A 22,116-nucleotide genomic window follows, 5' to 3' on the forward strand; every position below is an offset into this window, starting at 1 on the left:
TTGGCTGCGGATCAGCCAGCGCGCTGAATCAGCGCGCCGGTGCCTGTCGCTGGACGTCCTGCTGCTGCGCCTGTTCCTGCGCTGCGGCGTTGCGATCCTGCTCGGCGCCCACTGCCTGCGCGCGCTGCAGGCTGTGGTCCACCGGCGTCTGCTGCGCGGCCTGGGCATCGAAGGGTCCGCGCAGGTGCGCCGGCGAATCCAGCGCTCCCTGGACCACGAAGCCCTGTGCCGGGTCGCGGCCGAGCACCACGTGGTCGACGCGCTGCAGCCCGTGCTCGCGTGCGGCCACCAGCGCGCCGGCTGCCAGGCGCTCGCTGTCCGCATCGGGTACGCGGCCGCGCGCGGCCTCCAACTGCTCCACCGCTGCGGTGCATTGGCTCAGCAGCGCATGGTCCGGACTGGCCGGATTGCGCGGATCCGCCGCCGCGGTTTCCGCAGCCGCCTGGCGCGGAAGCGCCTCGGCATCGATGCGCTGCAACCGGCCGTCGTATGTCCCATCGGCGCCGTCGGCGATGCGCTGCAGCCGCTCGACGAACGGATACGGCTCGCCGCCCACATTGCGCGCCATCGCGATCGCGAAGCGTTCGGGTGACTGCGGTGCGGCGTTGCGGTCGCCGACCAGCGCCGTCAGCGAGCTGCCGCCGATCCTGCCGGCTTCGACGCTGGCCTGGGTCTGCTGCATTAGCGCCTGCATCTGCGCCTCGCTGAAGGCCAGCGTGGTCTTCTGCCCTGCCGCAATCGCACCGGTGCCCGCCATGTCGCCGCTCAGCGCGCTGTTGAGATTCTGTGCAATCGCCTTCTCCTCGCTGGCCTCGTTGCGCCCGCCCAGGCGTTGCAGCAGCCCCGGCGCGGCGACATCACCATCGATCTCGAAGCGGTAGCTGCGTTCCTGCACGCGTTCGGTGTCGTTGCCGTCGTACTGGCGCACGATCGTCAGCGGCACGTTGCCGCCGTATTGCAGCTGCTGCACCACGGTGTAGCCGTCCTGGCCCGGTGTGCTGATGCGCACCTGGCTGCCCTGATTCCGGTTGCCGGCCACATCGGCGCTGAGCGGGCCCAATTCCAGCTGCAGACGCTGCTGCGAGCTGAAACTGATCCGCTCCACCGTCTGTAGCTCATCGACGCCGGGCACACCCGGTGCCATCTTGCCCTCGCGTATGAACGCGCCCATGGCTGCACGCGCACGCGGATCGGCCAGGTCGAATTGCGCGCTCTCCACACGCGACTGGCCCAGGGCGTCGGCGCGCCCGAGCAGGGCCTGCGCCGGTCCCACCTTCAGGCCAACGGCGTTGACTGCCTCGATGGCTGCGTTGGGTCCGGTCACCACACGCACGTGGCGCTCGTCCACGCGCTCGATCAGGTAGCTGCGGCCGCTGGCTTCGGTGATCTCGCTTTGCATGGTGAGGTGTTGCAGGCTCGCCGAGGCATCGCGCTGGGTGTAGGTCTGCGCGTCCATCACCGCGCGCGCGCCGATCGGCAGGCTCTCCGGCTGCAGCGGATTGACGCGGGTGGCCGCCTCTGCAGGCTGGTCGGCACCGGGCAGCGTCAGTGCGTAACGCATGCGCTGCCCGGCACTGGTGCTGGTCTCGATGCTCAGCTTGCTGTCGCCGAGCTTGGTCTGCAGGCGTTGCTGCTGGCCGGTGTTGGCGTCGGCCTCGAGGTTGAAGGTGGTGGTCTTCGCCTCGGCGTCGCTGAGCTTGCCCAGGCCGAGCGAGCGGCTGCTGCGCAGGCTGTTCTCGCCTAGCGGCTGCGTCGGACTGCCGCTGCTCTGCTCGCTGGTATGGGAATACTTGACCGTCTGATCTTCGGGGCTGAGCTCGATGTTGCTGCCGCCCACTTCCAGCGCGTAGTCGCTGCTCTTGCTGCTGTAGATCGGGTCGAATGCGCGGTCGTTTGCGTCGTCGATGAACTGCTTGTTACGGTCCGCGTCGCGCGGGTCCGGGCCGGTGGAGGTGTTGTTCACTGGATGCATCCTGCATGCTGCGCCGGTGCAGCGGGCGCGCAGTATATCGCCGGCGTTTTGTGCGTTTATCAAATCAACGTTATGCGGCGGCCAGGGTGAGGGCCGCCGCATACTGCGAGAAGCGCGTGCGTCAGTGCGTTGCGGCAGGCACAGGCGTCGTGCTGGCGGCCGCGGGTGCGTTCGCCTGCCAGCCGCACAATTTCCCCTGGTTCTGCTGCTTCAGCCACTCGTTCATCGGCGCGAAATATTCCAGCATCGGGCCGGCATCCAGGCGGTCGTTGCCAGTGAGTTCCTTCAGCGTGGTCTGCCAGGGTTGGCTGGAACCCCGTTGCAGCATCGACCAGAACTTCTGCCCGGCGTCCTTGTTGCCGTAGAAACTGCACTCGTACAACGGGCCTTGATGGCCGGCGGCTTCGCACAGGCCCTTGTAGAACTGGAACTGCAGGATGTGCGCAAGAAAATACCGGGTGTACGGCGTGTTGCCGGGCACATGGTACTTGGCGCCGGCATCGAAGAACTCTTCGCCGCGTGGGCTCGCCGGTGCAACGCCCTGGTACCTGGCTTTCAGTTCCCACCAGGCCTGGTTGTAACGCTCGGGGGGGATCGAGCCGTCGAACACGCCCCAGCGCCAGCGGTCGATCATCAGCCCGAACGGCAGGAAGGCAACCTTGCTCAGCGCCATGCGCATCTGCGAATTGAGCAGCGCCTCGCGGCTGGTTTGCTGTTCGCCGACCATGCCGATCGACTGCAGATACCTGGGCGTCATCGCCAGCACGATGGTGTCGCCGATCGCTTCGTGGAAACCGTCGTTGGCGCCGTTCTGGAACAGTGGCGGCAGCGGGTTGTAGGCCAGGTCGTAATAGATGTGCCCAAGCTCGTGATAGATGGTGGTGAAATCTTCTTCGGTCGGCTTGATGCACATCTTGGTGCGCACGTCCGCACCGATGTTCTGCGTCGCTTCGCCGCCCATGTTCATGTCCCATGCGCTGGCATGGCAGACCACGTCGCGGTCCAGCGGTTTGATGAACTGCGAACGTTGCCAATAGGTGTCGGGAAGCTTGGGCATGCCGAGCGAGGTGTAGAAATCCTGCGCACGTTCGGTCATCTGTCTTGCGGTGCGCAGCTGCGCTTCGCGCTCGGCCTGGAAGCGTGCACCGCTGCCGCCTTCGGTGCCGGTGGTGCGTGCCAGCACCGCACTCAGGTTGCCCTGGTACTGTTTTTCCAGCGCAGCGGTGATGTCCAGGTCGCCGGCACCCGGGTATGGCTGCAGCAGGTCCCACAGATTGCTCCAGTCCTGCTGCCACATATTGCCCATCAGATGCGCCGGCAACATGCCGCCGGCGAGCTCGCCCTTGTCCTTGCCGTACTGCGTATCGAGCTTGCCGCGCGCATAGCACTGCAGTTGTGCGTATAGCGGCTTGACCTGTTCCCATAGACGGTCGGTCTCGCTGGCCAGTTGCGCTGGCGGCATGTCGTAACCGCTGCGCCACAGCACGCCGACATCGGCAAAGCCCAGCCCGCGCGCGCCCTCGTTGGCGAGCTCGACAAAGCGCTGGTAGTCCTTGCGCATCGGGACTGCAGTGCCATGCCAGCCCTGCCAGGCATCCAGCTGTTCGGCGTAATCACGGCTGCTGGCCAGCACCTGTTCCAGCTCGCCAAGCTGGCGGCAGCGGCGTTGTTCGCCATCGCCCACGCAATAACTGGCCGCACCATAATCGCCTTCCATCTTGGCGGCGATCCGGGTGAGCTCTGCCAGCTTGGCCGGGTCGCGTGGGGCGGGCAGGGCGCTCATCAATTTCAGCAGTTGCAATGCACGCGCGCTGTCGGCCGACATCGGGGTGCCTGCATACTGCTTGGATTGTTCGATCCAGCGGTCCAGTTGCGCCAGCGAGCGTTCGTTGGCCTTGGCGGCCAGCAGCTGCGAGTCGCCGTTGATGTAGGTCGAGGACAACCATTGCGCGGCGGTGAGTTCCGGGTAAGCGGCCTTGTACTCGGCGCTGATGCGCGCGACGAACTGGTCGGCGCTTTCGTCCGGCGCGGTTTTGGTGGCAGCGGGCTTGGCGGGTGCTGCCGCGTCCTGACGGCAGGCCGACAACGACACGGTGCCGGCGGCCACGCCCAGCGCCAGCCACAACAAACGAGGATTCACGGGTGGTCCTTGCGGTGAAGTCCGACGCAGGCTAGAGCGCGTCGGGGTTCACCGCAAGCGCTGTCACGGTGTACGCGACTTGGGTGGGCTGCAAATCCATCTGTGCTCGTCAGAGCAAGTGCCACATTGGCGTGCTCACCGCAGGCGGCCACGGCCGTTACCTGATGCGGCATGGAGTGCTAGGGCACGCCGGTTGAAAGTGCGTCGTCACTACCTGCCTGCTGATTTGCTCGCGCCGTACTGTCAGCTGCTTCAAGACTGGGGGGCCGGCTGCATCGGGTTGATGGAACCGTGCGGATGTATCGGTCGTAGGGCAGGCGATCTGCGGCTTGGCTGCAGGGCCCTTGCCCGCCCACCATCGCGGGACACGCCGCAAGTACGTCCCTGTAGGCTCTTACGCGGCATCCATGCCGCGTAAGGTCCCGCGACGGTAGGCGGGCAAGGACCAGTGGAGATGGTCGGTGTGCACGGTAAGAGCAGTGCGTCATGCGCGTTGTCCGATACTCGACGTCCGACACACGCGCGACAAGCAGCTTTTCACGAGATTGCTTTTGGTGTCGTGCTCCAAAGGACTGGACGACGCCGATGTATCAGCTGCAGAGCGGTTGATCTGCCGCTTGGCTGCGGGGCCCTTGCCCGCCCACCCTCGCAGGACACGCCGCAAGTACGTCCATGTAGGCTCTTACGCGGCATCCATGCCGCGTAAGGTCCCGCGAGGGTGGGCGGGCAAGGACCAGTCGAGATGGTCTGTGTGCACGGTAAGAGCAGTGCGTAATGCGCGTTGTTAGATGCTCGAAGTCCGACACACGCGCGACAAGCAGCTTGTCACGCGTTGTTTTGGGTGTCGTGCTCCAAAGGTCTGGACAGCGCGGATAGATCGGCTACAGAGCGGATGATCTGCGGCTGGGTTGCAGGGCCCTTGCCCGCCCACCCTCGCAGGACACGCCGCAAGTACGTCCATGTAGGCGCTTACGCGGCATCCATGCCGCGTAAGGTCCCGCGACGGTGGGCGGGCAAGGACCCGTCGAGATAGTCGGTGTGCACGGTAAGAGCAGTGCCTGATGCGCGTTGTTCGGAGCGTCGTGCGTCCGAAAATCTTTCCATCGCAAGCCGCGCAGCAAGTCTTCAAAAAAGAAGCCGACCAACTTACTGGCGCGGTGTCCTCGCCGGCATGGATGCCGCCAAGGAACCTCCACGGGAGGATTCACGGCGTATCGCGCGAGCGGCTAGGGCACCGTGCCTTCGATAAGCCATGCTTGAAGAAATTCAGTCGCGTCTATCCCGTGCATTGCGCGAACAGATCGCGCTCGCGTGCATAGGCGCTGGTCTTGACCTGCATCAGACCGAGCACCGACGGAAACAGCGCGTCCTGATCGGTGTACTGGCCGGCACGGTGGCGCAGGCAGGTTTCGTCCAGGCCGCGGTCACGTGCGAACTCCGGCGAGAACCACATCACCATCGGCACGTGGGTCTGTTCCTTGGGCGCGATCGCGTAGGGCACGCCATGCAGGTAGAGGCCTTTTTCGCCCAGCGATTCGCCGTGATCGGAGAGGTAGATCATCGCGGTGTCGTAGTCCTGCAGCCCGCGCAGCGTGTGGATGGCCTGGTTGAGGAAGTGATCGGTATAGGTGATGGAATTGTCGTAGGCGTTGACGATGTTCTGGCGGCTGCAACTGCCCAGGTCGGCGGTCTTGCACACCGGTTTGAAGCGCTCGAACTGTGCCGGGTAGCGTTCGAAGTAACTCGGTCCGTGGCTGCCGAGTTGATGCAGCACCACCACGCGGTCGCCGGGCTTTGCGCGCACTTGCGCAGCCAGGTCGCTCAGCAGGATCTCGTCCATGCAACGGCCATCGGCGCACAGCCCTGGCGTGGTGGCATCGTCCAGCTTCTGGATGTCCAGGCCATCGCAGACGCCCTTGCAGCCGGACTGGTTGTCGCGCCACAGCGTGGAAATGCCGGCGTGTTCGAGCACATGCAGCAGCGACTGGTGGCCGCGGATCGTGTCCTCGTTGTAATCGCGGCGGCCGAACGGCGAAAACATGCACGGCACCGAGACCTCGGTGCTGGTGCCGCAGGAATGCATGTCGGGGAAATTGATCACCCCGGCCTGGGCCAGCTCGGGCGTGGTCTGGCGCGCATAGCCGTTGAGGCCCCAGTTCTGCGCACGTGCGGTTTCGCCCAGCACCACCAGCAGCAGGCGCGGACGGCTTCCCGGTGCACGTGGTGTGGCCATGGCATCGTGTTCGACCGGTTGCTTGGGCGCATGCTTGATCGGCGAATCGGATTTGAGGTTCTGCCGCAGCGCCACGATGTAGTTGATCGGCGTGGCCAGGTAGCGCACCTCGCGGTGATTGCGCATCAATGCCGAGACGTCCTGCGACGACAGCATCGCGCCGGCCGCGCCGACCACTGCCACCACCAGCAAGAAGCCGGCGCGGATTGCCAGTGATCTGCCGATGCTGCGTGCCTGCAGGCGCGTGCGCCACAACAGCGTGGCCGGAATCAGGAAGTAGCACAGCAGCGGCAGGATCAAGCCGGGCGTGAGCAGTTCGCGCGATTCCTTGTGGTCGGTATGCAGCACATTGCGCAGCATGTCCGCATCCAGGTAGACGTTGTAGCTGTCCATGTAGTGCGCAGCCAGCGCGGTGGTGAACAGCAGCAGCGTCAACAGCGGCTTGGCGTTCCAGCGCCACACCAGCAGGCCCAGCAATAACGCATGCACGGCCACCAGCAAGGCCATCAACGAGATGGCAAACCCGAGACTGCCCGGATGCGTGGCCATGGCCGTGTGCCAGAACAGCTGGTTGCACACCAGTGCGAAGAACAGACTCGACAACAACACCAAGGTTTCGGTCGAGACCGTCGGTCGCGTCGTCCAGCTCAGTGCGCGCAGGCGCTTGAGCCCACGCGATTGCGGTAGATAGGTACTCATGCTGCATCCCCCGATTGCAACACCACATCATTGGCGCGATGCGGTCGAGCCAGCATCACGCAGTACAGTGCAAGTGCAGTTCCCCAACACACCGCCAGCGACCACAGGTCGTGCGACAGAAAATGCGCGCCGCGTAATTGCTGCGCAATCCCGAATAACAAGCCTGCCGCGATGCCCAGCCACAATGCAGGAACACGCCACGCAGGACGCAGTGCTAGCGCACAGAAATACAAAGCCACCCACGCATAACCGGCACTGGCGTGGCCTGCAGGGAAACAACCGGACGCAGCAATGCCGTTGCGCGATTCGAATAGCCCGATCATTGGATGGGTGCCGCCATAACGGCTTAAATCCCATGGGCAATCCATCGCCGTCCACGACTTGAGCAAGGAAACAAGCGACGTCGACAAGGCGATTGAGGTCGCGAGATATGTCAATGGCCAGCGCATTGCGCGCAGACGTTGGTTGCACCAAGCAAGCACAGCCAGCACCAATACACCGATGGCTGTAGCCGTGCTCAACCACTTTCCAATGCGATGGACGAGGTCGCTGGTAAACCAGTGGTCTTTCAGTAGCCAGTGTCCGCCTTCCAGTCGATACAGCGCATCGGCAATCCATTGGTCACCGCCGAGGTTCATCAATAGCGCACTGAGCAGTGCCACGCATGCCAGCGGAAGCCACAGGTGCAGAGCAAGAAATCGCGTCTGCAGCAATGCGAAAGAGCGCGCTGATCTCGGCGCGTAAATGGGAAGCGTGGTCATCGAAGAATCGGGCTGGTCGTCATTACCCTGCATCTTCGAAAGCGGCATGTCGGAAAGTGGTCGGACCCGAGTTGCGCGAACGTTAACGTTTATCGGGTATATCAATCCGCGTCGGAATCCGCACTTATCTCCTTTTCATCGGATATTCGTGAGATGCAGTCGACATGCCATGCCGTGCCGTGTATTAACTGCCATTGATTGCGGTTGGACTCGCCAATATCGATCCGTTGCGCCGGATCGATGCACGCCGGTACCGCCTGCTTGAGGACGAACAGCCAACGACGCTCAGGTGCGTGTGCAAGCCATGGACCGGCCTTGGCCCACTGCTGCTGCCAACTCGCCTTGAAGCCGAAGTCGGTGACCGGTCGATCCGCCTGCAGCATGTTCTGCTCGCGCCAGGCCAGCATGCCGAGCTCGGCCTCCGGGCCGATGCGCTGTCCCACGCGCTGCATCAAGCGGGCGGCAGAACTGTAAGGGTCCAGTGCCGGCATCAAGCCCAGGCCGTACACGCTCCATAGTGCGGCGGTCACCACCACCACCGCGGTACCGGTGCGCTTGCCACGCGACCATGCAATTGTCGCCAGGCCGACCACGCCCAGCCCGATCAACCAGAGACCCACCGATCGCAGCGAGGCCAACTCCATCCCGCGCTGCAGGGCGGTGTTTTCCGCCCAGTGCAGATGCAGTGCGATACCGCTGCCCAATGCAAGAGCGGCCAGCGCAAGCAGCAGCAGGTAGCCGGTCAGCAACACGCGGACGCCACGTTTGCGCAGCAGCCCGGCCAGAAGCGGTGCAGCGGCGATGCACAGGGCCGGCAGCATCGGAAAGATATAGACCTCGCGCTTGCCCGGGCTGGCGCTGAAGAACACCAGCACCAACACGCTCCAGGCAAGCAGCAACAGATAGCGCTGGTCGCCGCGTCGCAGCCGTCGCCACCAGGCCGGCAGCAACCAGGGCAACAGCAGGCAGCCGGGCAACCACAGCGTGGCGATCACCTGCAGGTAGTACCAGGCCGGCTTGACATGATGCCAGGCGTGCGCATAACGGGTACCGGTCTGCTTGAACAACAACTCGTGCGCGTAGGCATGCAGCGCCGGGTCGTTGCTCTGCCACAACGCGATACCCAGCGGACCGAGCCATACCGCGGTCCCCGCCAGGAACGCGGGCAGCACCAGCAACCAGCTGCGCCCGGCCTGTGCGCGTGCCGGCAGCACGCGCCAGTGCCTGCGCGGCAGCGCCATCCACGGCAGCAACAGCAGCAAGGGCAGAAAGCCCACGCCCTTGGTCACCGTGCCCACGCCGGCGGCGAACAATCCCAGCGTCCATGCGCGCCAGTCCGGCCCGCGCAGCAGATGCCGCAGCATCCCCCACAACGACAGCGTGGTCAGCGCCACCAGCACCATGTCGATCTGCGCACGCTTGGCCATCAGGCCGAACTGCAGCACCGCAAACAACGCAAGTACCGCATGCCGCGCCACGCGTCGGTTCCATAATCGCCGCGCGATGTCCCAGGTCAGCCATAACGTGGCGAGCGCAGCCAGCAGCGAAGGCAGCAGGAACGCGACCGACCAGTGCGGCACCAGCTCGTAGCTGGCTGCCTGCAACCACATGAAGACCGGCGGCTTTTCGGCGTACAGCTCGCTGCCCCGGTGCGGCAATAGCCACTGACCGGTCGCGACCATGCTGCGTGCGGCCAGCACAAAGCGCGGCTCGTCCGGCGGGTTGGGCTGGCGCAGGCCCAGCCCGGCCAGCAGGCTGACGATGATCAGCAACACGGCGGCGAGCAGTGCACGCTGGCGGGAAGTGGCGGCGGAGATGGCAGGCGACACGCGCACGCCCCGATCGGTGGGGCGCCACACTATCCGGCAAGCAGGTCGGAATTTTGTCGGAACCATCCAGAGCGGCTGTGTTCGGCCAGGCTCGGTTAGGATGCGCACATCGTCCCTGTCGGGCCGCCCTGGAAACGCGCTCATGCGGTTGCTGGTCATCGAAGACAACCGCAACATGGTTGCCAACCTGTTCGACTATTTCGAAGCGCGCGGGCACACCCTGGACGCAGCGCCCGACGGCATCACCGGCCTGCATCTGGCCACCACCCAGCAGTACGACGTGCTGGTGCTGGATTGGATGATGCCGCGCATGGACGGCCCGGAAGTGCTGCGCCGCCTGCGCGAGCAGCACCAGTCCGAGCTGCCGGTGATCATGCTCACCGCCCGCGACGAGCTGCCCGACAAGATCGCCGGCTTCCGGGCCGGTGCCGACGACTATCTGACCAAGCCGTTCGCGCTGCCGGAACTGGAGGTCCGCATCGAGGCCCTGCTTGCGCGTGCGCATGGGCGCCGACGCGGCAAGTTGCTGCAGGTGGCCGATCTGCGTCTGGACCTGTCCACGCTGGAAGCCACCCGCGCCGGCCAGGTGCTGCACCTGTATCCGGCCTGCCGCAAGCTGCTGGAAGTGCTGATGCAGGCCAGCCCCGCCGCGGTCACCCGCCAGCGGCTGGAGCAATCGCTATGGGGCGACGATCCACCCGATGGCGACATGCTGCGCTCGCATATCTATGAGTTGCGTCGCAGCGTGGATGGCCCGTTCGCGCAGAAACTGATCCACACCCTGCCGCGGTTGGGCTATCGCCTGGCGCCGCTGGAAGGTGCCGGCGATCCGGCCGCGGGCGAGTGCAGCGATGCTTAGGCAGCGCCCGTTGGGCCGCCGCGTGCTGGTGTGGTTGTTCGGCTACACGCTGCTGATGGTGCTGGCGGTGTTCGGCACCGCGCAGTATCTGCACGAACGCGCAGAACACGGCGTGTGGCGCTCGTTGTTGAATTCGGAGCTGGACAGCATCCTGGATCGCAGTGCGCAGAATCCGGATTACCGCTGGCAGGACTCGGACACCCTGCGGCTGTATCGCGTCGACGGCAGCGCGGCAGTGCCGCCGGTCCTGCGCACGCTGCATCCCGGCCTGCACGACGAGCTGGAAATCGCCGGCCGCCAGAGCGCGGTGATGGTGCGCGACACGCCGCATGCCGGGCGCCTGGCGCTGGTGCTGGACATCACCGATTTCGAAGCGCTTGAGCAGTTCATCACCCGCTGGATGCTGGCTGCAGGCGTCGCGCTGATCGGCATCACCTTGCTGATGGGGACTTATGCGATGGCGCGGCTGGTGCGCCCGCTGGTGGAGCTGGCGCGCGACATCGGCGCGCTGCGTCCGGAGCGGCGTGCGCAACGCATTGCTGTTGGCCCGCAGGGCAGCGCCGAGCTGTACGTGATTGCCGACGCGCTCAACGACTATCTCGATCGCAACGGCCAGTTCGTCGAACGCGAACGCGCCTTCATCGACAGTGCCAGCCACGAGTTGCGCACCCCGCTGGCGGTGATCGGCAACGCCGCTGAACTGGCGCTGGAGCAAGCCGGCACACCACCGGCGGTGCGCCACCAGCTGGAGCGCATCGCCCAGACCAGCGCCGCGGTGGAGCAGTTGATCACCTTGTTGCTGGTGCTGGCCAAGGACCCCGGCCGGCTGACGCGCACCAGCGATACGCTGCGTCTGGACCAGTTGCTGCCGGAGATCGTCGCCGACCACGCGCATCTGCTCGCCGACAAGGACCTGCAGGTACTCACCGATCCGCTTCCGCCATGCAGCCTCACCGCACCGGTGGCGATCGTGCAGACCGCCATCGGCAACCTGTTGCGCAACGCGATCGAGAACAGCGACCGCGGCATCATCCGCGTCTCGCTATCGGCACCAGGTGTGGTGCGCATTGCCGACCCGGGCCACGGAATGACGCCGGAGGAGATCAGCGCGATCTACGCGCGCCTGGCGCGCGGCAACGCACGCCAGGGCAACGGCATCGGGCTGGAACTGATCGGACGGCTCTGCGAGCATCTGGGCTGGCATCTGAACCTGGATTCCAATGCCGGGCAGGGCACGGTGGCGACGCTGGACCTGTCCGGGGCATTGGCCGCGACAGCGAAGGGATGATGGGGCAGTCACGCAGGCGGTGACATCGCACGTGGTCGCGCACACGCCGCGTGTGCGGCATCTGCCAGCGCCCGACGGCTGTTTACTACTTCGTGGCAGCCACTGCGTTGAGTGGACGCATCGACTGATCTCGAGAGCCGCATCCAGCGCAACGCCCCTCGACCACGGCGCGGGCACTCAGGCCGGCAGCAAACCGCGCGCGCTCAACCAGCTGCGCGCATTTTCCGCGTCCTGCTCGAACCAGGCACGCGTGGATCCCAGCCGGTAGGTGTAGCCCCAGGTGTCCATGTCGGTCATCAGGCGCGCGCTGCCCACGCCCGGCAATTGCTCGGCCAGCAGGATCTGCAGATAACAGGTGGCGTCTTCCTCATCCACCGAATCGGTGGCGTCGGTATGCACAGCCGCGCGTTTGTCGGCCGGCAGGACGATCAGGTGCCCGGCCTCGTGCAACAGCGAATGCACCGGCGTGTCGTCACGCACATAGACATCGCAGCCGATGATGCCGGCTTCCGGTTCGCCCCAGAAACTGCCGGGGATCGGCGCGCCGGCTTCCACGCGATGCAGGCGCAGGCCATAGCGGGCGAGCAGCGCGGCCGGCGCGTCCAGGCCGATATCGCCCACGCACAACACGCTGGCTGGCTCGGGGCTGGGAGAGGAATCGATGGTCACACGCAAGGGCTCGCGGTCGGTTCGGGCCGTCAAGGCGGCACCGTGCAAACACGGTGCCGCAGGGAACGCTTACTTGTCGCCGTCTTCGGGCAAGGCAACCGAAATATCGAGCACGTCATGCTCGCCATCCTTGACCAGATCAACCCGCACCGCATCGGCGTCGATGTTGACGTACTTCTTGATCACTTCCAGCAATTCGCGCTGCAGCAGCGGCAGGTAATCCGGCCCGCCGCGGTGGTTGCGCTCCTGCGCAATGATGATCTGCAGGCGGTTCTTGGCCGTCTCGGCGGTGTTCTTCTTGCTCTTGAGAAAATCGAGCAGGCCCATGCTTACCCTCCGAACAGCTTGCTGAAGAAGCCTTTCTTCTCCACGGATGTGAATCGCATCGGGCGCTCTTCGCCCATGATGCGGGCGACCGCGTCGTCGTAGGCCTGGCCGGCCGGGGACTCGGCATCCAGGATCACCGGCTCGCCCTTGTTGGAGGCGTTGAGCACATCGCCGGATTCGGGAATCACGCCGATGGCCTTCAGCCCCAGCACTTCCTCCACGTCGGTGATGCTGAGCATCTCGCCGCCTTCCACGCGGCCCGGGCTGTAGCGGGTCAGCAGCAGGAAGGCCGGCACGGTCTTGCCTTGCTCTGCCTTGCGGGTCTTGGAATCGAGCAGGCCGATGATGCGGTCCGAGTCGCGGACCGAGGAAACTTCCGGATTGACCACCACCACCGCACGGTCGGCGAAATACATCGCCAGGAACGCGCCTTTCTCGATGCCGGCCGGCGAATCGCAGACGATGTAGTCGAAGCCGTCGGCGGCCAGGTCCTTGAGCACCTTCTCCACGCCTTCCTGGGTCAGCGCGTCCTTGTCGCGGGTCTGCGAGGCAGCCAGCACGTACAGGTTGTCGAAGCGCTTGTCCTTGATCAGCGACTGCTTGAGCGTGGCTTCGCCATGCACGACGTTGACGAAGTCGTACACCACGCGCCGCTCGCAGCCCATGATCAGGTCCAGGTTGCGCAGACCGACGTCGAAGTCGATGACGGCGACCTTCTTGCCGCGCCGTGCCAGCCCGCAGGCCAGGCTCGCGCTGGTGGTGGTCTTGCCAACGCCGCCCTTGCCGGAGGTGACTACGATGATTTCAGCCAAAGGATTTCTCCGAATATTTCTGTGGTTGGGCTGCGTCAGTCCAGCGCAGCGATCTTGATCTGATCCTGCTCCAGCCAGACCTGGACGGCCTTGCCACGCAGGTCCATGGGAACATCGTCCAGCACCTTGTAGTGGCCAGCGATGGCAACCAGTTCGGCGTGGAAGTCGCGGCAGAAGATGCGCGCGTCAGGGTTGCCCTGGGCGCCGGCCAACGCGCGGCCACGCAGGGTACCGTAGATATGGATGCTGCCGTCGGCGATGACCTCCGCCCCGGCACCGACCGTACTGAGCACAGTCAGGTCGCAGTTCTCCGCATACAGCTGCTGGCCCGAGCGCACCGCGTTGCGTTGCATGCGTCCAGGCGCCGGCCGCGCCGCGGGCGCTGCGGGTTCGGCACGCGCCGGTGGTGGCGGCGGCGGCGGGCTCACCGCGGTCGGCTCGTATTGCGCACGGAACTTGGCCAACAGCGGCACGCCGAGCTGCTGCGAGAGCAGGTCGATCTCGCTGGTGCCGTAGGCCAGTGCCACCGGCAACACGCCGGCATCGCGCAGGCCGTCCAGCAGCGCCTTGGCCGTAGCCAGGTCCGGTACCTGCGACAAGCCGCCGAAATCCAGGATCACCGCCGCGCGTCCGAACAACTTCGGCGCGCGGGTCACGCGCTCGCGCATCTCGCGCACCAGGCGCGGCACGTCCAGCGTGCGCACGCGCAGGTTGGCAATGCCCACCTGGCCGATCTTCAGTTCGCCGGCCTGTTCAAAATCCACATTCACGCTCGCCACGCCTCAGCTCCCCGTCGACGGGTTGTCGGTGGCGGCGGCATGACGCGGCCGGCCGACCCACGGCAGGTGGTCGGGCAACTTGCCGGCATAGGTCTCCTTGACCCACGGATAGCTGCACATGTCTTTCATCAGCATGCTGGCGCGCACCTCGACATCGGCCATGGTGTTCTGGCCGACCTCGCGGAAGCCGAAGCTGCCATGGAACAGCAGCGCCGCATCGGCGCCATGGTCCAGGAACACCTCGCAGGCCAGTTGCGGGTAGCGCAACTCGGTGTAGCTCTGCACATCGGCGTAGAACGCACGCCCGACGCCACCGCCGCGACGGCGGCTGGCGACCACGATGCGGTCGATATAGAAGAATTCCGGGTAACGGTCCCGGAACCAGGCGAAATTGCTGCTGTCATGCGCACTGCCGCTGCCGAACCCGACCAGGAACCCGGCCAGGTTGCCGTCGCGCTCGGCGACGCGGAAATATTCGGCCTGCTCGTAGAAACGTTGCAGCTTGGTTGAATCCAGCGGCAGGATTGCCAGTCCGGCATTGTTGTTCAGGGCCAGGACGGAATCGAGCTCGTGCTCGCGCACGTCGCGGATAACGATCGACATTGGGACTCCGTGGGGTAACGCTCTCGACCCGAAATCGGATCTGCGTCGGATTATTGCATGCGTGGCCTGAAGCGGCGACCCGCCGTGTGCTGCCAGCCAGGCATGAGAACCGACTGCAGCATGCCAATGCCGGCAGCTCCTGCTGCCAGGCCCGGCGCGCCATGCCACACGCATGCATGACTTCCGGCAAGAGGGCAGCCGCCCGGCGAGCGCCTAAGATGCCTGCATGTTGGGATACCTCAGTCATACGCGCGTCCTGCGCTTCGCCGGCCTGTTCACCTGGGCAATGATCGCCATGCCCTTGGTGTACACCTACTGGCCGGCGGCCGAAGAGGGCGACCACCGCAGCGTGGCCGAAGGCCTGCTGATGTCGGCGTTCTTCGTCGGCTTCGGCGCCAGCTACTTCTGGCTGACCCGCGGCCTGAGCAGCGGCGGCCATGCGCATTGGTACGACCGGCTGATCCTGCTGCTGCTGACCATCTTCGCGCTGGCGGTCAGCTATCTGAGCGGGACCGGGCTGGGCAGCATCCTGATGATGGTGGCGGCCGGGGTGATCCCCTGGCTGCTGCCGCTGCGCATCGGCGTGGCCTGGCTGGTGCTCAGCCAGCTGGCGGTGCTGCCGGTGTTCTATTACCTGCGCCCGGACTTCACCCTGTTCGCCGCGCTGATGCAGTCGCTGCTGTACGGCGGCTTTTCGATGTTCATCTTCGTGACCAGCCTGGTCGCGCGCCAGCAGACCGATGCCCGCGAAGAACAGCGCCGGCTCAATGCCGAGCTGCGCGCCACCCGCGCGCTGCTGGCCGAAAGCGCCCGCGTCAACGAGCGCACCCGCATCTCGCGCGAGCTGCACGACCTGCTCGGCCACCACCTCACCGCGCTGAGCCTGAACCTGGAAGTGGCCGGCCACATCACCGACGGCCAGGCCCAGGAGCACGTGCGCCAGGCGCATACGCTGGCCAAGCTGCTGCTCACCGACGTGCGCGAAGCGGTCAGCCACCTGCGCGACAGCGGCGCGATCGATCTGGAAGCGGCCCTGCGCCCGCTGGTGACCCAGGTGCCGTCACTGGACATCCACCTGGACATCGCCCAGCCGCTGACCCTGGACGACCCCGAGCGCGCCCACGTGCTGCTGCGCTGTACCCAGGAAATCATCACCAATGCGGTGCGCCATGCCGGTGCGCGCAATCTGTGGATCCAGGTGCGGCGCGATGCCGACACCGTGTTGATCGACGCGCGCGACGATGGCCATGGCGCCGACACGGTGGCGCCCGGCAACGGGCTGCGCGGCATGCGCGAGCGGCTGAACCAGTATGGTGGCCAGCTCGAGATTCAAACCCGGCGGGGTGACGGCTTCGGCCTGCGCATCTCCGTCCCAGGCGCGCCGGCACTGATGCCTGCGGCCGTGACTCAAGGAGTGTTCTGATGATCCGTGTGTGCCTGGTCGACGACCAAACCCTGGTACGCCAGGGCATCCGCTCGCTGCTGGCGCTGGATAACGGCATCGAGGTGGTGGCCGAGGCCTCGGACGGCAAGCAGGCGGTCGAGCAGATCCCGCAGGTCCAGCCCGACGTGGTGCTGATGGACATGCGCATGCCGGTGATGTCCGGCCTGGAGGCGCTGCAGATGCTCTCGCGCAACGGCACGCTGCCGCCGACCATCATCCTGACCACCTTCGACGACGACCAGCTGGTGCTGGCCGGGCTCAAGGCCGGCGCCAAGGGCTACCTGCTCAAGGACGTCTCGCTGGAACAACTGGTCGGCGCGATCCGCACCGTGGCCGACGGCGGCTCGCTGGTGCAGCCGGCGGTGACCCAGCGCCTGCTGTCGGGCCTGGAGCACATGCGCAACGAGTTCGTCAGCCTGGACCGGCCCGATCCGCTGACCGACCGCGAGACCGAGATCCTGCGGCTGATGGCCAGCGGCTTCTCCAACAAGGAGATCGCCAACTCGCTGGGCGTGGCAGAGGGCACCATCAAGAATCACGTCTCCAACATCCTGTCCAAGCTCGGCGTGCGTGACCGCACCCGCGCGGTGCTGAAGGCCTTCGAGCTGCAATTGGTCTGATAGGCAGCGCAGGCGGCGCGGCGTGCGGCATGGCGGCCACGCGTGCGCGACGCTGCGCGTACGCCAGGGCACCGGGCGGGGTGGTCTGGTCGTTTCCAACCTGATCACGCACGCGGCCGGGAGGCAGAACGTGGCGCCGGCGGCAATCGCATCACACACAGGCATCGCGCGATGTGCATGATAGCTGCGCGCAATCTGACCAAACCCTTGTGCAGGTTGGGGTTGCGCAGTCATGGGCTGCGCGGTTGCGCGGTGGATGACACCGCAAGACCGCGCTACCCGTCGCACAACTGAACATCTTTCTCGAAGCCTGCTAGGATGGCGGCTTCGCTTCACTCAACCCGGCCGTGGGATCGGCCCCGGAGACCTCCTGAATGACCCGTATTATCGAGTTCCTGATCGCCTTGGGGATCGTGGCTGGCTTGTTTGTCGTGGTGGGCTTGGTGTTGCCCTCGGAGCGGCAGATGTCCGAGAGTGTTGAGACCAACCGCAGGATGACGATTGTTTACGACACCGTGAACAGCTTCCGTCGTTTCAAGGATTGGAACCCGCTTGTGCTGCGCGACCCCAAGATCCAGCTGAAGCTGGTCGGCCCGAACGAGGGCAAGGGTGCACGCGTCGAATACAGCTCCACCGAAGGCTACATCGGCGACGGTAGCTGGGAGATCACCAACAGCGTCAAGAACGAGCGTGTTGAGATTTCGATCGACGATCCCACCAAGGGCTACGACAAAGTCACCAATTTCACCCTTGCGCCAACCGGCAAGAACAACAAGAACGTCAAGATCACCCAGGACTACAGCGTCAAGTACGGCTGGAACCTGTTCGGTCGTTATGCCGGCCTGTATGTCAGCCGCCACGTGGGCGACGACCTGAAGCTGGGTCTGTCGCGTCTGGCGACCGCACTGGCGACCGTGCCGAATTTCGACTACCGCGCCCAGCTCGACGGCAAGCCGGTGTTGAGCGATCTCAAGCTCGTCGATGTGCCGGCCGAGGACCTGCTGGTCGTCAACGCGGGCAACATCGATCGTGACAACGAGACGATCAAGAAGTCGATCAAGGACAACCAGGAGTGGATCAAGCGCGTGATGGACGCCAACGGCCTCGAGGCTGCTGGTCCGGTCCGCATCGTGACCACCGACTTCGCTAGCGACAAGTACGCGTTCGACGTCGTGCAGCCGGTCCGCAAGCGTGCCGGTGGCGCGCCGAAGACCGATGCCAAGGCCGACACCGCCAAGGCCGATGCCAAGAAGGATGACGCCGCGGCTGCCGCACCTGTGGATGCAACCCCGGTTGCTGCAGCGGGCGAGGAGTTGAAGGTCAACATCCCTTCGGAAGCACCGGTCAAGTACGAGCGCACCAAGGCACACCGTTCCGCGTTTGCGACCTACGCAGGCCACATGGCCGGCCTGGACGCAGTGCGCAGCTCCCTGCGTGCCTGGGCTGCCACCAACGGCAACGACGTGACCGAGCGTCCGTACGAGTCGTGGAAGGGCGGCGTGGACAAGTCGTTCACGCAGGACGGTACCTACGACGTCTACTGGGCCATCAAGTAATCGTCTCACCACGATGATCTGATCCAGACGAAAACGCGCCGCAGTCCTGCGGCGCGTTTTTTTTTGCGCCACGGCGCTGCAATGGAATCGCCTTTATGTCACTGCTCGAACGTCGCAAGAAACATCCGTCGCTGCTGGCGTTTTGCGGCGCCTTGCTGGCCGCCAGCGCGGTGGGCCTGTCGGCCTATGCCTCGCACGGGGTAGCCGATGCGCTGGTGCAATCGCGGCTGCAACTGGCAGCGCTGTATGCCTTTGGCCACGGTGCCGTGCTGACGGTACTCGGCGCCACCGAAACGCGCGCGCTTGGCCGGCTCGGCCTGTATCTGCTGTTGCTCGGCACGCTGCTGTTTGCCGGCAGCCTGGTCGGCGGCGCGCTGCTGCACTGGCCCACCAGCCTTGCACCGGTGGGCGGCGTCAGCCTGATGCTGGGCTGGGCGGTGCTGGCGATCGGCGCGTTGAGGCGCTGAGCATGCCGCGCCATGCCCGCGGATTCGATGTGGAGGCCGCCTTCGCGCACCTGACCCGGCGCGATCGCGCGCTGGGCGCGTGGATGAAGCGCATCGGCCCGATCGCCGCGCAGCCGGGTTGGCGCAAGCCGTTCGATCCGGTGGACGCGTTGGCGCGCGCGATCCTGTTCCAGCAACTCAGCGGCAAGGCCGCATCGACGATCGTGGCGCGGGTGGAGGCGGCCATCGGTGCGCCGCGCCTGCATGCAGACACGCTCGGTCGCATCGACGACGCGGCACTGCGTGCGTGTGGCGTGTCCGGCAACAAGTCGCTGGCGCTGCGCGATCTGGCGCGCCGCGAGCGCGATGGCGAGATTCCCTCCCTGCGCAGGCTCGCCTTCATGGACGAGGAAGCGATCGTGCAGGCGCTGATCCCGGTGCGCGGCATCGGCCGCTGGACGGTGGAGATGATGCTGATGTTCCGCCTGGGGCGCCCGGATCTGCTGCCCGTCGATGACCTGGGCGTGCGCAAGGGCGCCCAGCGCGTGGACAGGCAGGAACAGATGCCCACGCCGAAGGAACTGGCCATCCGCGGCGAACGCTGGGCCCCGTACCGCAGCTACGCCGCGTTTTATCTATGGAAGATCGCCGACTTCAGCGTGGCAGCCAAAGTGCCGACGCCGCGCTCGCAGGAGTAGGGCGTTGCAGTGCGGTGCGTGCGGCTTGCCGCGCGCATTACGCCGGCGACCAACGCCAATGCCAGGGCTCGTAGATGATGCCGTAGGGATTGTCGCGCGGATAACTCAGCCGGTAGCCAAAGCGATCCGCGTTGTCGCGCAGCCACGCGAAGGCCGGCGTGGTCTCGAAGGATTCTTCCACCGGCGGCTCGCCGGGCGTGCCGATATCCAGTGCATCGCCGCTGTGGTGTTCGCTGAAGCCGGGCGCGGTGTTGACCGCCAGGATTTGCGGCACCGTCAGGCCGCGCGCCAGCTTGCGTTCGAAGATCGCCAGTTGGTAATCGTGGCTGCGATACCCGGACAACGCATCCAGCAGCACGCCAGCGCGTGCAGCGTCGGCCTGCATCTGCCGCCATGCACGGCTTGCGCCGGCGCTGAGCCACAACGGCCGTGCAAAACGATCGCGTCCGGCAAAGTGCAGGGCAGCAGGTTCGGCCACCAGGCTCAGCCCGGTCTGCCGTGGATACGCCTCCACGTCGATTTCCAGTTGCGCCAGCCGCTGCTGCACGCCGCTGACCGGCAACAGCGTGTTCGTACGGTCCGATGCACGCCCGCCTGGCAGTTCCAGCAGCGCCAGTGCCTCGTCCAGCCCCGGCTCGTACGCCAGTCGCGGGATCAACGGCATCACGCCCTGCGGCAGATGCGCGGCCAGGTAGCGTCCGTCGCGCTTGCGCCGCAGCAGCCAGTCGGCCTGCGCCAGCACGCGTGCATCCGCATTGCCGCGCGCACGCAGCAGGTCTGCCGGCCACAGTTCGATGTCGGAGGTGTTGAGCAGAAAGCGTGGGGAGTTGCGCATCGCCGCAGCTTAGCGGGTGCTACGTGAGGGCTGCCAGTCCGGAGCGGGGCGAACGCTTGCCTGCAGCGATAAAGATGCTCCGTTGAGCGGCGGCGGGGCGGATGCATGCGAGTGGAAGCTGATCCGTTCTGACGATCACTCACGCCTGTGCTTGTTCTCAACCGGGCTTACTTTCAAGCATCGGCGTCCTTGTCGCCCTGCGGCTTCGGCAGGCGCCCGGCCTTGCGCAGCGCATCGCGCAGCACGTATTCGATCTGCGCGTTGAGGCTGCGCAGTTCGTCGTCGGCCCAGCGCTGCGCGGCGGCCAGCACGTCGGCGTTGATGCGCAGCGGATAGGCCTTCTTCTCGCTCACTCGCGCTCCTGGCGGCCGCTATGGCGGCGCAGGTGCATCACCATCGACACGATCAAGACATTCACGCCGACGAGCATGCCGATCACCACCGCGTAGATGCCGGCGCGGTTGTCGCCGGCCCAGTACAGGCAGGCAGCACCGATCAGGATGACCAGGATCAAGGCCCAGCGCAGCCCCAGGCCGCGCGCGCGGTCGTCGTCGTCCGCACCGATGGAGGCGGCGATTGCCAACGCAGGCAAGCCGGAAAGCGCGACGACCAACGGCACCATGACATTCATTGCATCACCTCAATACAGCGAGCCGGCGTTGACCACCGGTTGGGTACCGCGATCAGAACACAACACGGTGAGCAGGTTGCTGACCATGTGCGCCTTGCGTTCTTCGTCCAGCTGCACAACGCCGTTTTTCTGCAGCTCGGCCAGCGCCATTTCGACCATGCCCACCGCACCGGCGACGATGCGCGTGCGTGCGGCGATCACCGCATTGGCCTGCTGGCGTTGCAGCATGGCCTGGGCGATTTCCGGCGCGTAGGCGAGGTGGCTGATGCGTGCTTCGATCACGTCCACGCCGGCCTGGGTCAGGCGCTCGTCCAGATGGCGCTTGAGTTGTTCGCTGATTTCGGCCGGATGGCTGCGCAGCGAGATCTGATCGTCTTCGTGCTGGTCGTACGGGTAGCTGGTGGCCATCGCGCGCAGCGCCGCTTCGGACTGGATATGCACGAAGCTTTCGTAATCGTCGACGTTGTAGACCGCCTCGGAAGCGTCCAGCACCTGCCACACGATGACCGCGGCGATCTCGATCGGGCTGCCGTCCAGTTCGTTGACCTTGAGCCGGCCGCTCTCGAAGTTGCGCACGCGCTGGCTGACCCGGCGCTTGGCATAGAAGGGGCTGTTCCAGCGCAGGCCCGGGTCCTTGACCGTGCCGACGTACTTGCCGAACAGGCTCAGCACCGCCGCCTGGTTCGGCTCCAGCGTGTACAGGCCGGCCAGCATGAAGATGCCCGCCGCCACCACCAACAGCGCAATCAGGAACCCGGCTGGAGTCGGGCTGCCGGCCGCCAGGGTCGTGAGAATGAACCAGGCGGCGCCCGCGAACGCGGCGCCAGCGGCGAGGATGACCGGAATGCCCGGCAGTGAGCTGATCGGCTTCTCTTTCATGAGGTGGGTGTCCTTGGGGATTGGAAAAAAGATATC

Annotated in this window: 21 protein-coding genes; 7 read left to right on the forward strand and 14 right to left on the reverse strand. The window is 65.6% G+C overall.

Annotation, left to right across the window (positions count from 1 at the left end):
- Positions 1-28: 28 nt before the first annotated feature.
- The 5 genes from ABQ039_RS05810 to ABQ039_RS05830 form a co-directional block, all read right to left on the reverse strand.
- The gene (locus ABQ039_RS05810) at positions 29-1,963 is read right to left on the reverse strand and encodes an XVIPCD domain-containing protein (protein WP_181097731.1); all 1,935 of its coding nucleotides are present in this window, start codon (positions 1,961-1,963) and stop codon (positions 29-31) included.
- A gap of 130 nt (positions 1,964-2,093) precedes the next feature.
- The gene (locus ABQ039_RS05815; protein ID WP_349778573.1) at positions 2,094-4,112 is read right to left on the reverse strand and encodes a M2 family metallopeptidase; all 2,019 of its coding nucleotides are present in this window, start codon (positions 4,110-4,112) and stop codon (positions 2,094-2,096) included.
- Positions 4,113-5,388: 1,276 nt separating this feature from the next.
- Complete coding sequence (locus ABQ039_RS05820; protein WP_065049271.1) at positions 5,389-7,044, reverse strand: phosphoethanolamine transferase; 1,656 nt, start codon at positions 7,042-7,044, stop codon at positions 5,389-5,391.
- Complete coding sequence (locus ABQ039_RS05825; RefSeq protein ID WP_184516510.1) at positions 7,041-7,805, reverse strand: phosphatase PAP2 family protein; 765 nt, start codon at positions 7,803-7,805, stop codon at positions 7,041-7,043. Before ABQ039_RS05825 ends, ABQ039_RS05820 begins: the two co-directional genes overlap by 4 nt.
- Positions 7,806-7,906: 101 nt before the next feature.
- On the reverse strand, positions 7,907-9,640 hold the full coding sequence (locus ABQ039_RS05830) for a glycosyltransferase family 39 protein (RefSeq protein ID WP_184615364.1): 1,734 nt from the start codon (positions 9,638-9,640) through the stop codon (positions 7,907-7,909).
- Positions 9,641-9,776: 136 nt separating this feature from the next.
- On the opposite strand from ABQ039_RS05830, the gene ABQ039_RS05835 reads away from it, so the two are divergent.
- Entirely contained in the window at positions 9,777-10,493 is a 717-nt protein-coding gene (locus ABQ039_RS05835) for a response regulator transcription factor (RefSeq protein WP_016901685.1), read from the forward strand.
- The gene (locus ABQ039_RS05840; RefSeq protein ID WP_184516516.1) at positions 10,486-11,781 is read left to right on the forward strand and encodes a HAMP domain-containing sensor histidine kinase; all 1,296 of its coding nucleotides are present in this window, start codon (positions 10,486-10,488) and stop codon (positions 11,779-11,781) included. Before ABQ039_RS05835 ends, ABQ039_RS05840 begins: the two co-directional genes overlap by 8 nt.
- A 177-nt stretch (positions 11,782-11,958) precedes the next feature.
- Here ABQ039_RS05840 and ABQ039_RS05845 read toward each other — a convergent pair whose 3' ends face one another.
- From ABQ039_RS05845 to ABQ039_RS05865, 5 genes are all read right to left on the reverse strand, one after another.
- Positions 11,959-12,450: a hypothetical protein gene (locus ABQ039_RS05845; protein ID WP_102252572.1), complete on the reverse strand. Its 492-nt coding sequence runs from the start codon at positions 12,448-12,450 to the stop codon at positions 11,959-11,961.
- 69 nt (positions 12,451-12,519) lie between these two features.
- Entirely contained in the window at positions 12,520-12,777 is a 258-nt protein-coding gene (minE, locus tag ABQ039_RS05850) for a cell division topological specificity factor MinE (RefSeq protein ID WP_005994583.1), read from the reverse strand.
- A gap of 2 nt (positions 12,778-12,779) precedes the next feature.
- Positions 12,780-13,589: a septum site-determining protein MinD gene (minD, locus tag ABQ039_RS05855; RefSeq protein ID WP_349778525.1), complete on the reverse strand. Its 810-nt coding sequence runs from the start codon at positions 13,587-13,589 to the stop codon at positions 12,780-12,782.
- Between the two features lie 35 nt (positions 13,590-13,624).
- On the reverse strand, positions 13,625-14,368 hold the full coding sequence (gene minC / locus ABQ039_RS05860; RefSeq protein ID WP_046342009.1) for a septum site-determining protein MinC: 744 nt from the start codon (positions 14,366-14,368) through the stop codon (positions 13,625-13,627).
- A gap of 3 nt (positions 14,369-14,371) precedes the next feature.
- The gene (locus tag ABQ039_RS05865) at positions 14,372-14,971 is read right to left on the reverse strand and encodes a GNAT family N-acetyltransferase (protein WP_024939465.1); all 600 of its coding nucleotides are present in this window, start codon (positions 14,969-14,971) and stop codon (positions 14,372-14,374) included.
- 226 nt (positions 14,972-15,197) lie between these two features.
- On the opposite strand from ABQ039_RS05865, the gene ABQ039_RS05870 reads away from it, so the two are divergent.
- The 5 genes from ABQ039_RS05870 to ABQ039_RS05890 all read left to right on the forward strand — a co-directional run bounded on the left by ABQ039_RS05870 (position 15,198) and on the right by ABQ039_RS05890 (position 19,735).
- Positions 15,198-16,394 (forward strand): sensor histidine kinase, encoded by a 1,197-nt coding sequence (locus ABQ039_RS05870; RefSeq protein WP_016901692.1) that lies wholly within the window; start codon positions 15,198-15,200, stop codon positions 16,392-16,394.
- Positions 16,394-17,035 (forward strand): response regulator transcription factor, encoded by a 642-nt coding sequence (locus ABQ039_RS05875; RefSeq protein WP_016901693.1) that lies wholly within the window; start codon positions 16,394-16,396, stop codon positions 17,033-17,035. The genes ABQ039_RS05870 and ABQ039_RS05875 overlap by 1 nt, the downstream gene beginning before the upstream one ends.
- Before the next feature lie 374 nt (positions 17,036-17,409).
- Positions 17,410-18,591 (forward strand): SRPBCC family protein, encoded by a 1,182-nt coding sequence (locus ABQ039_RS05880; RefSeq protein ID WP_024939464.1) that lies wholly within the window; start codon positions 17,410-17,412, stop codon positions 18,589-18,591.
- 95 nt (positions 18,592-18,686) lie between these two features.
- Positions 18,687-19,058, forward strand: a complete 372-nt coding sequence (locus tag ABQ039_RS05885) for a DUF423 domain-containing protein (RefSeq protein ID WP_039815377.1) — start codon at positions 18,687-18,689, stop codon at positions 19,056-19,058.
- Positions 19,059-19,060: 2 nt separating this feature from the next.
- Positions 19,061-19,735: a DNA-3-methyladenine glycosylase gene (locus ABQ039_RS05890; RefSeq protein WP_154831633.1), complete on the forward strand. Its 675-nt coding sequence runs from the start codon at positions 19,061-19,063 to the stop codon at positions 19,733-19,735.
- A gap of 37 nt (positions 19,736-19,772) precedes the next feature.
- Here ABQ039_RS05890 and ABQ039_RS05895 read toward each other — a convergent pair whose 3' ends face one another.
- The 4 genes from ABQ039_RS05895 to ABQ039_RS05910 all read right to left on the reverse strand — a co-directional run bounded on the left by ABQ039_RS05895 (position 19,773) and on the right by ABQ039_RS05910 (position 22,080).
- Positions 19,773-20,570: a M15 family metallopeptidase gene (locus ABQ039_RS05895; protein WP_349778526.1), complete on the reverse strand. Its 798-nt coding sequence runs from the start codon at positions 20,568-20,570 to the stop codon at positions 19,773-19,775.
- 173 nt (positions 20,571-20,743) lie between these two features.
- A complete protein-coding gene (locus tag ABQ039_RS05900) occupies positions 20,744-20,923 on the reverse strand; it encodes a hypothetical protein (RefSeq protein ID WP_024939461.1) in 180 nt (59 codons plus the stop codon).
- The gene (locus ABQ039_RS05905; protein WP_349778527.1) at positions 20,920-21,201 is read right to left on the reverse strand and encodes a hypothetical protein; all 282 of its coding nucleotides are present in this window, start codon (positions 21,199-21,201) and stop codon (positions 20,920-20,922) included. The genes ABQ039_RS05900 and ABQ039_RS05905 overlap by 4 nt, the downstream gene beginning before the upstream one ends.
- 9 nt (positions 21,202-21,210) lie before the next feature.
- The gene (locus ABQ039_RS05910; RefSeq protein WP_016901700.1) at positions 21,211-22,080 is read right to left on the reverse strand and encodes an SPFH domain-containing protein; all 870 of its coding nucleotides are present in this window, start codon (positions 22,078-22,080) and stop codon (positions 21,211-21,213) included.
- Positions 22,081-22,116: the final 36 nt, after the last annotated feature.

Origin of the sequence: Xanthomonas sp. WHRI 6108 (assembly GCF_040202385.2) — a bacterium.
Lineage (GTDB): Bacteria > Pseudomonadota > Gammaproteobacteria > Xanthomonadales > Xanthomonadaceae > Xanthomonas > Xanthomonas arboricola.

Excerpts from the sequence above, each read along its gene's own strand:
- ABQ039_RS05880 (WP_024939464.1), top strand. The coding sequence starts at position 17,410 with ATGACCCGTATTATCGAGTTCCTGATCGCCTTGGGGATCGTGGCTGGC.
- ABQ039_RS05820 (WP_065049271.1), bottom strand. The coding sequence starts at position 7,044 with ATGAGTACCTATCTACCGCAATCGCGTGGGCTCAAGCGCCTGCGCGCA.
- ABQ039_RS05895 (WP_349778526.1), bottom strand. The coding sequence starts at position 20,570 with ATGCGCAACTCCCCACGCTTTCTGCTCAACACCTCCGACATCGAACTG.
- ABQ039_RS05890 (WP_154831633.1), top strand. The coding sequence starts at position 19,061 with ATGCCGCGCCATGCCCGCGGATTCGATGTGGAGGCCGCCTTCGCGCAC.
- ABQ039_RS05885 (WP_039815377.1), top strand. The coding sequence starts at position 18,687 with ATGTCACTGCTCGAACGTCGCAAGAAACATCCGTCGCTGCTGGCGTTT.
- ABQ039_RS05875 (WP_016901693.1), top strand. The coding sequence starts at position 16,394 with ATGATCCGTGTGTGCCTGGTCGACGACCAAACCCTGGTACGCCAGGGC.
- ABQ039_RS05905 (WP_349778527.1), bottom strand. The coding sequence starts at position 21,201 with ATGAATGTCATGGTGCCGTTGGTCGTCGCGCTTTCCGGCTTGCCTGCG.
- ABQ039_RS05825 (WP_184516510.1), bottom strand. The coding sequence starts at position 7,805 with ATGACCACGCTTCCCATTTACGCGCCGAGATCAGCGCGCTCTTTCGCA.
- minE (WP_005994583.1), bottom strand. The coding sequence starts at position 12,777 with ATGGGCCTGCTCGATTTTCTCAAGAGCAAGAAGAACACCGCCGAGACG.
- ABQ039_RS05870 (WP_016901692.1), top strand. The coding sequence starts at position 15,198 with ATGTTGGGATACCTCAGTCATACGCGCGTCCTGCGCTTCGCCGGCCTG.
- ABQ039_RS05835 (WP_016901685.1), top strand. The coding sequence starts at position 9,777 with ATGCGGTTGCTGGTCATCGAAGACAACCGCAACATGGTTGCCAACCTG.
- ABQ039_RS05865 (WP_024939465.1), bottom strand. The coding sequence starts at position 14,971 with ATGTCGATCGTTATCCGCGACGTGCGCGAGCACGAGCTCGATTCCGTC.
- ABQ039_RS05910 (WP_016901700.1), bottom strand. The coding sequence starts at position 22,080 with ATGAAAGAGAAGCCGATCAGCTCACTGCCGGGCATTCCGGTCATCCTC.
- ABQ039_RS05840 (WP_184516516.1), top strand. The coding sequence starts at position 10,486 with ATGCTTAGGCAGCGCCCGTTGGGCCGCCGCGTGCTGGTGTGGTTGTTC.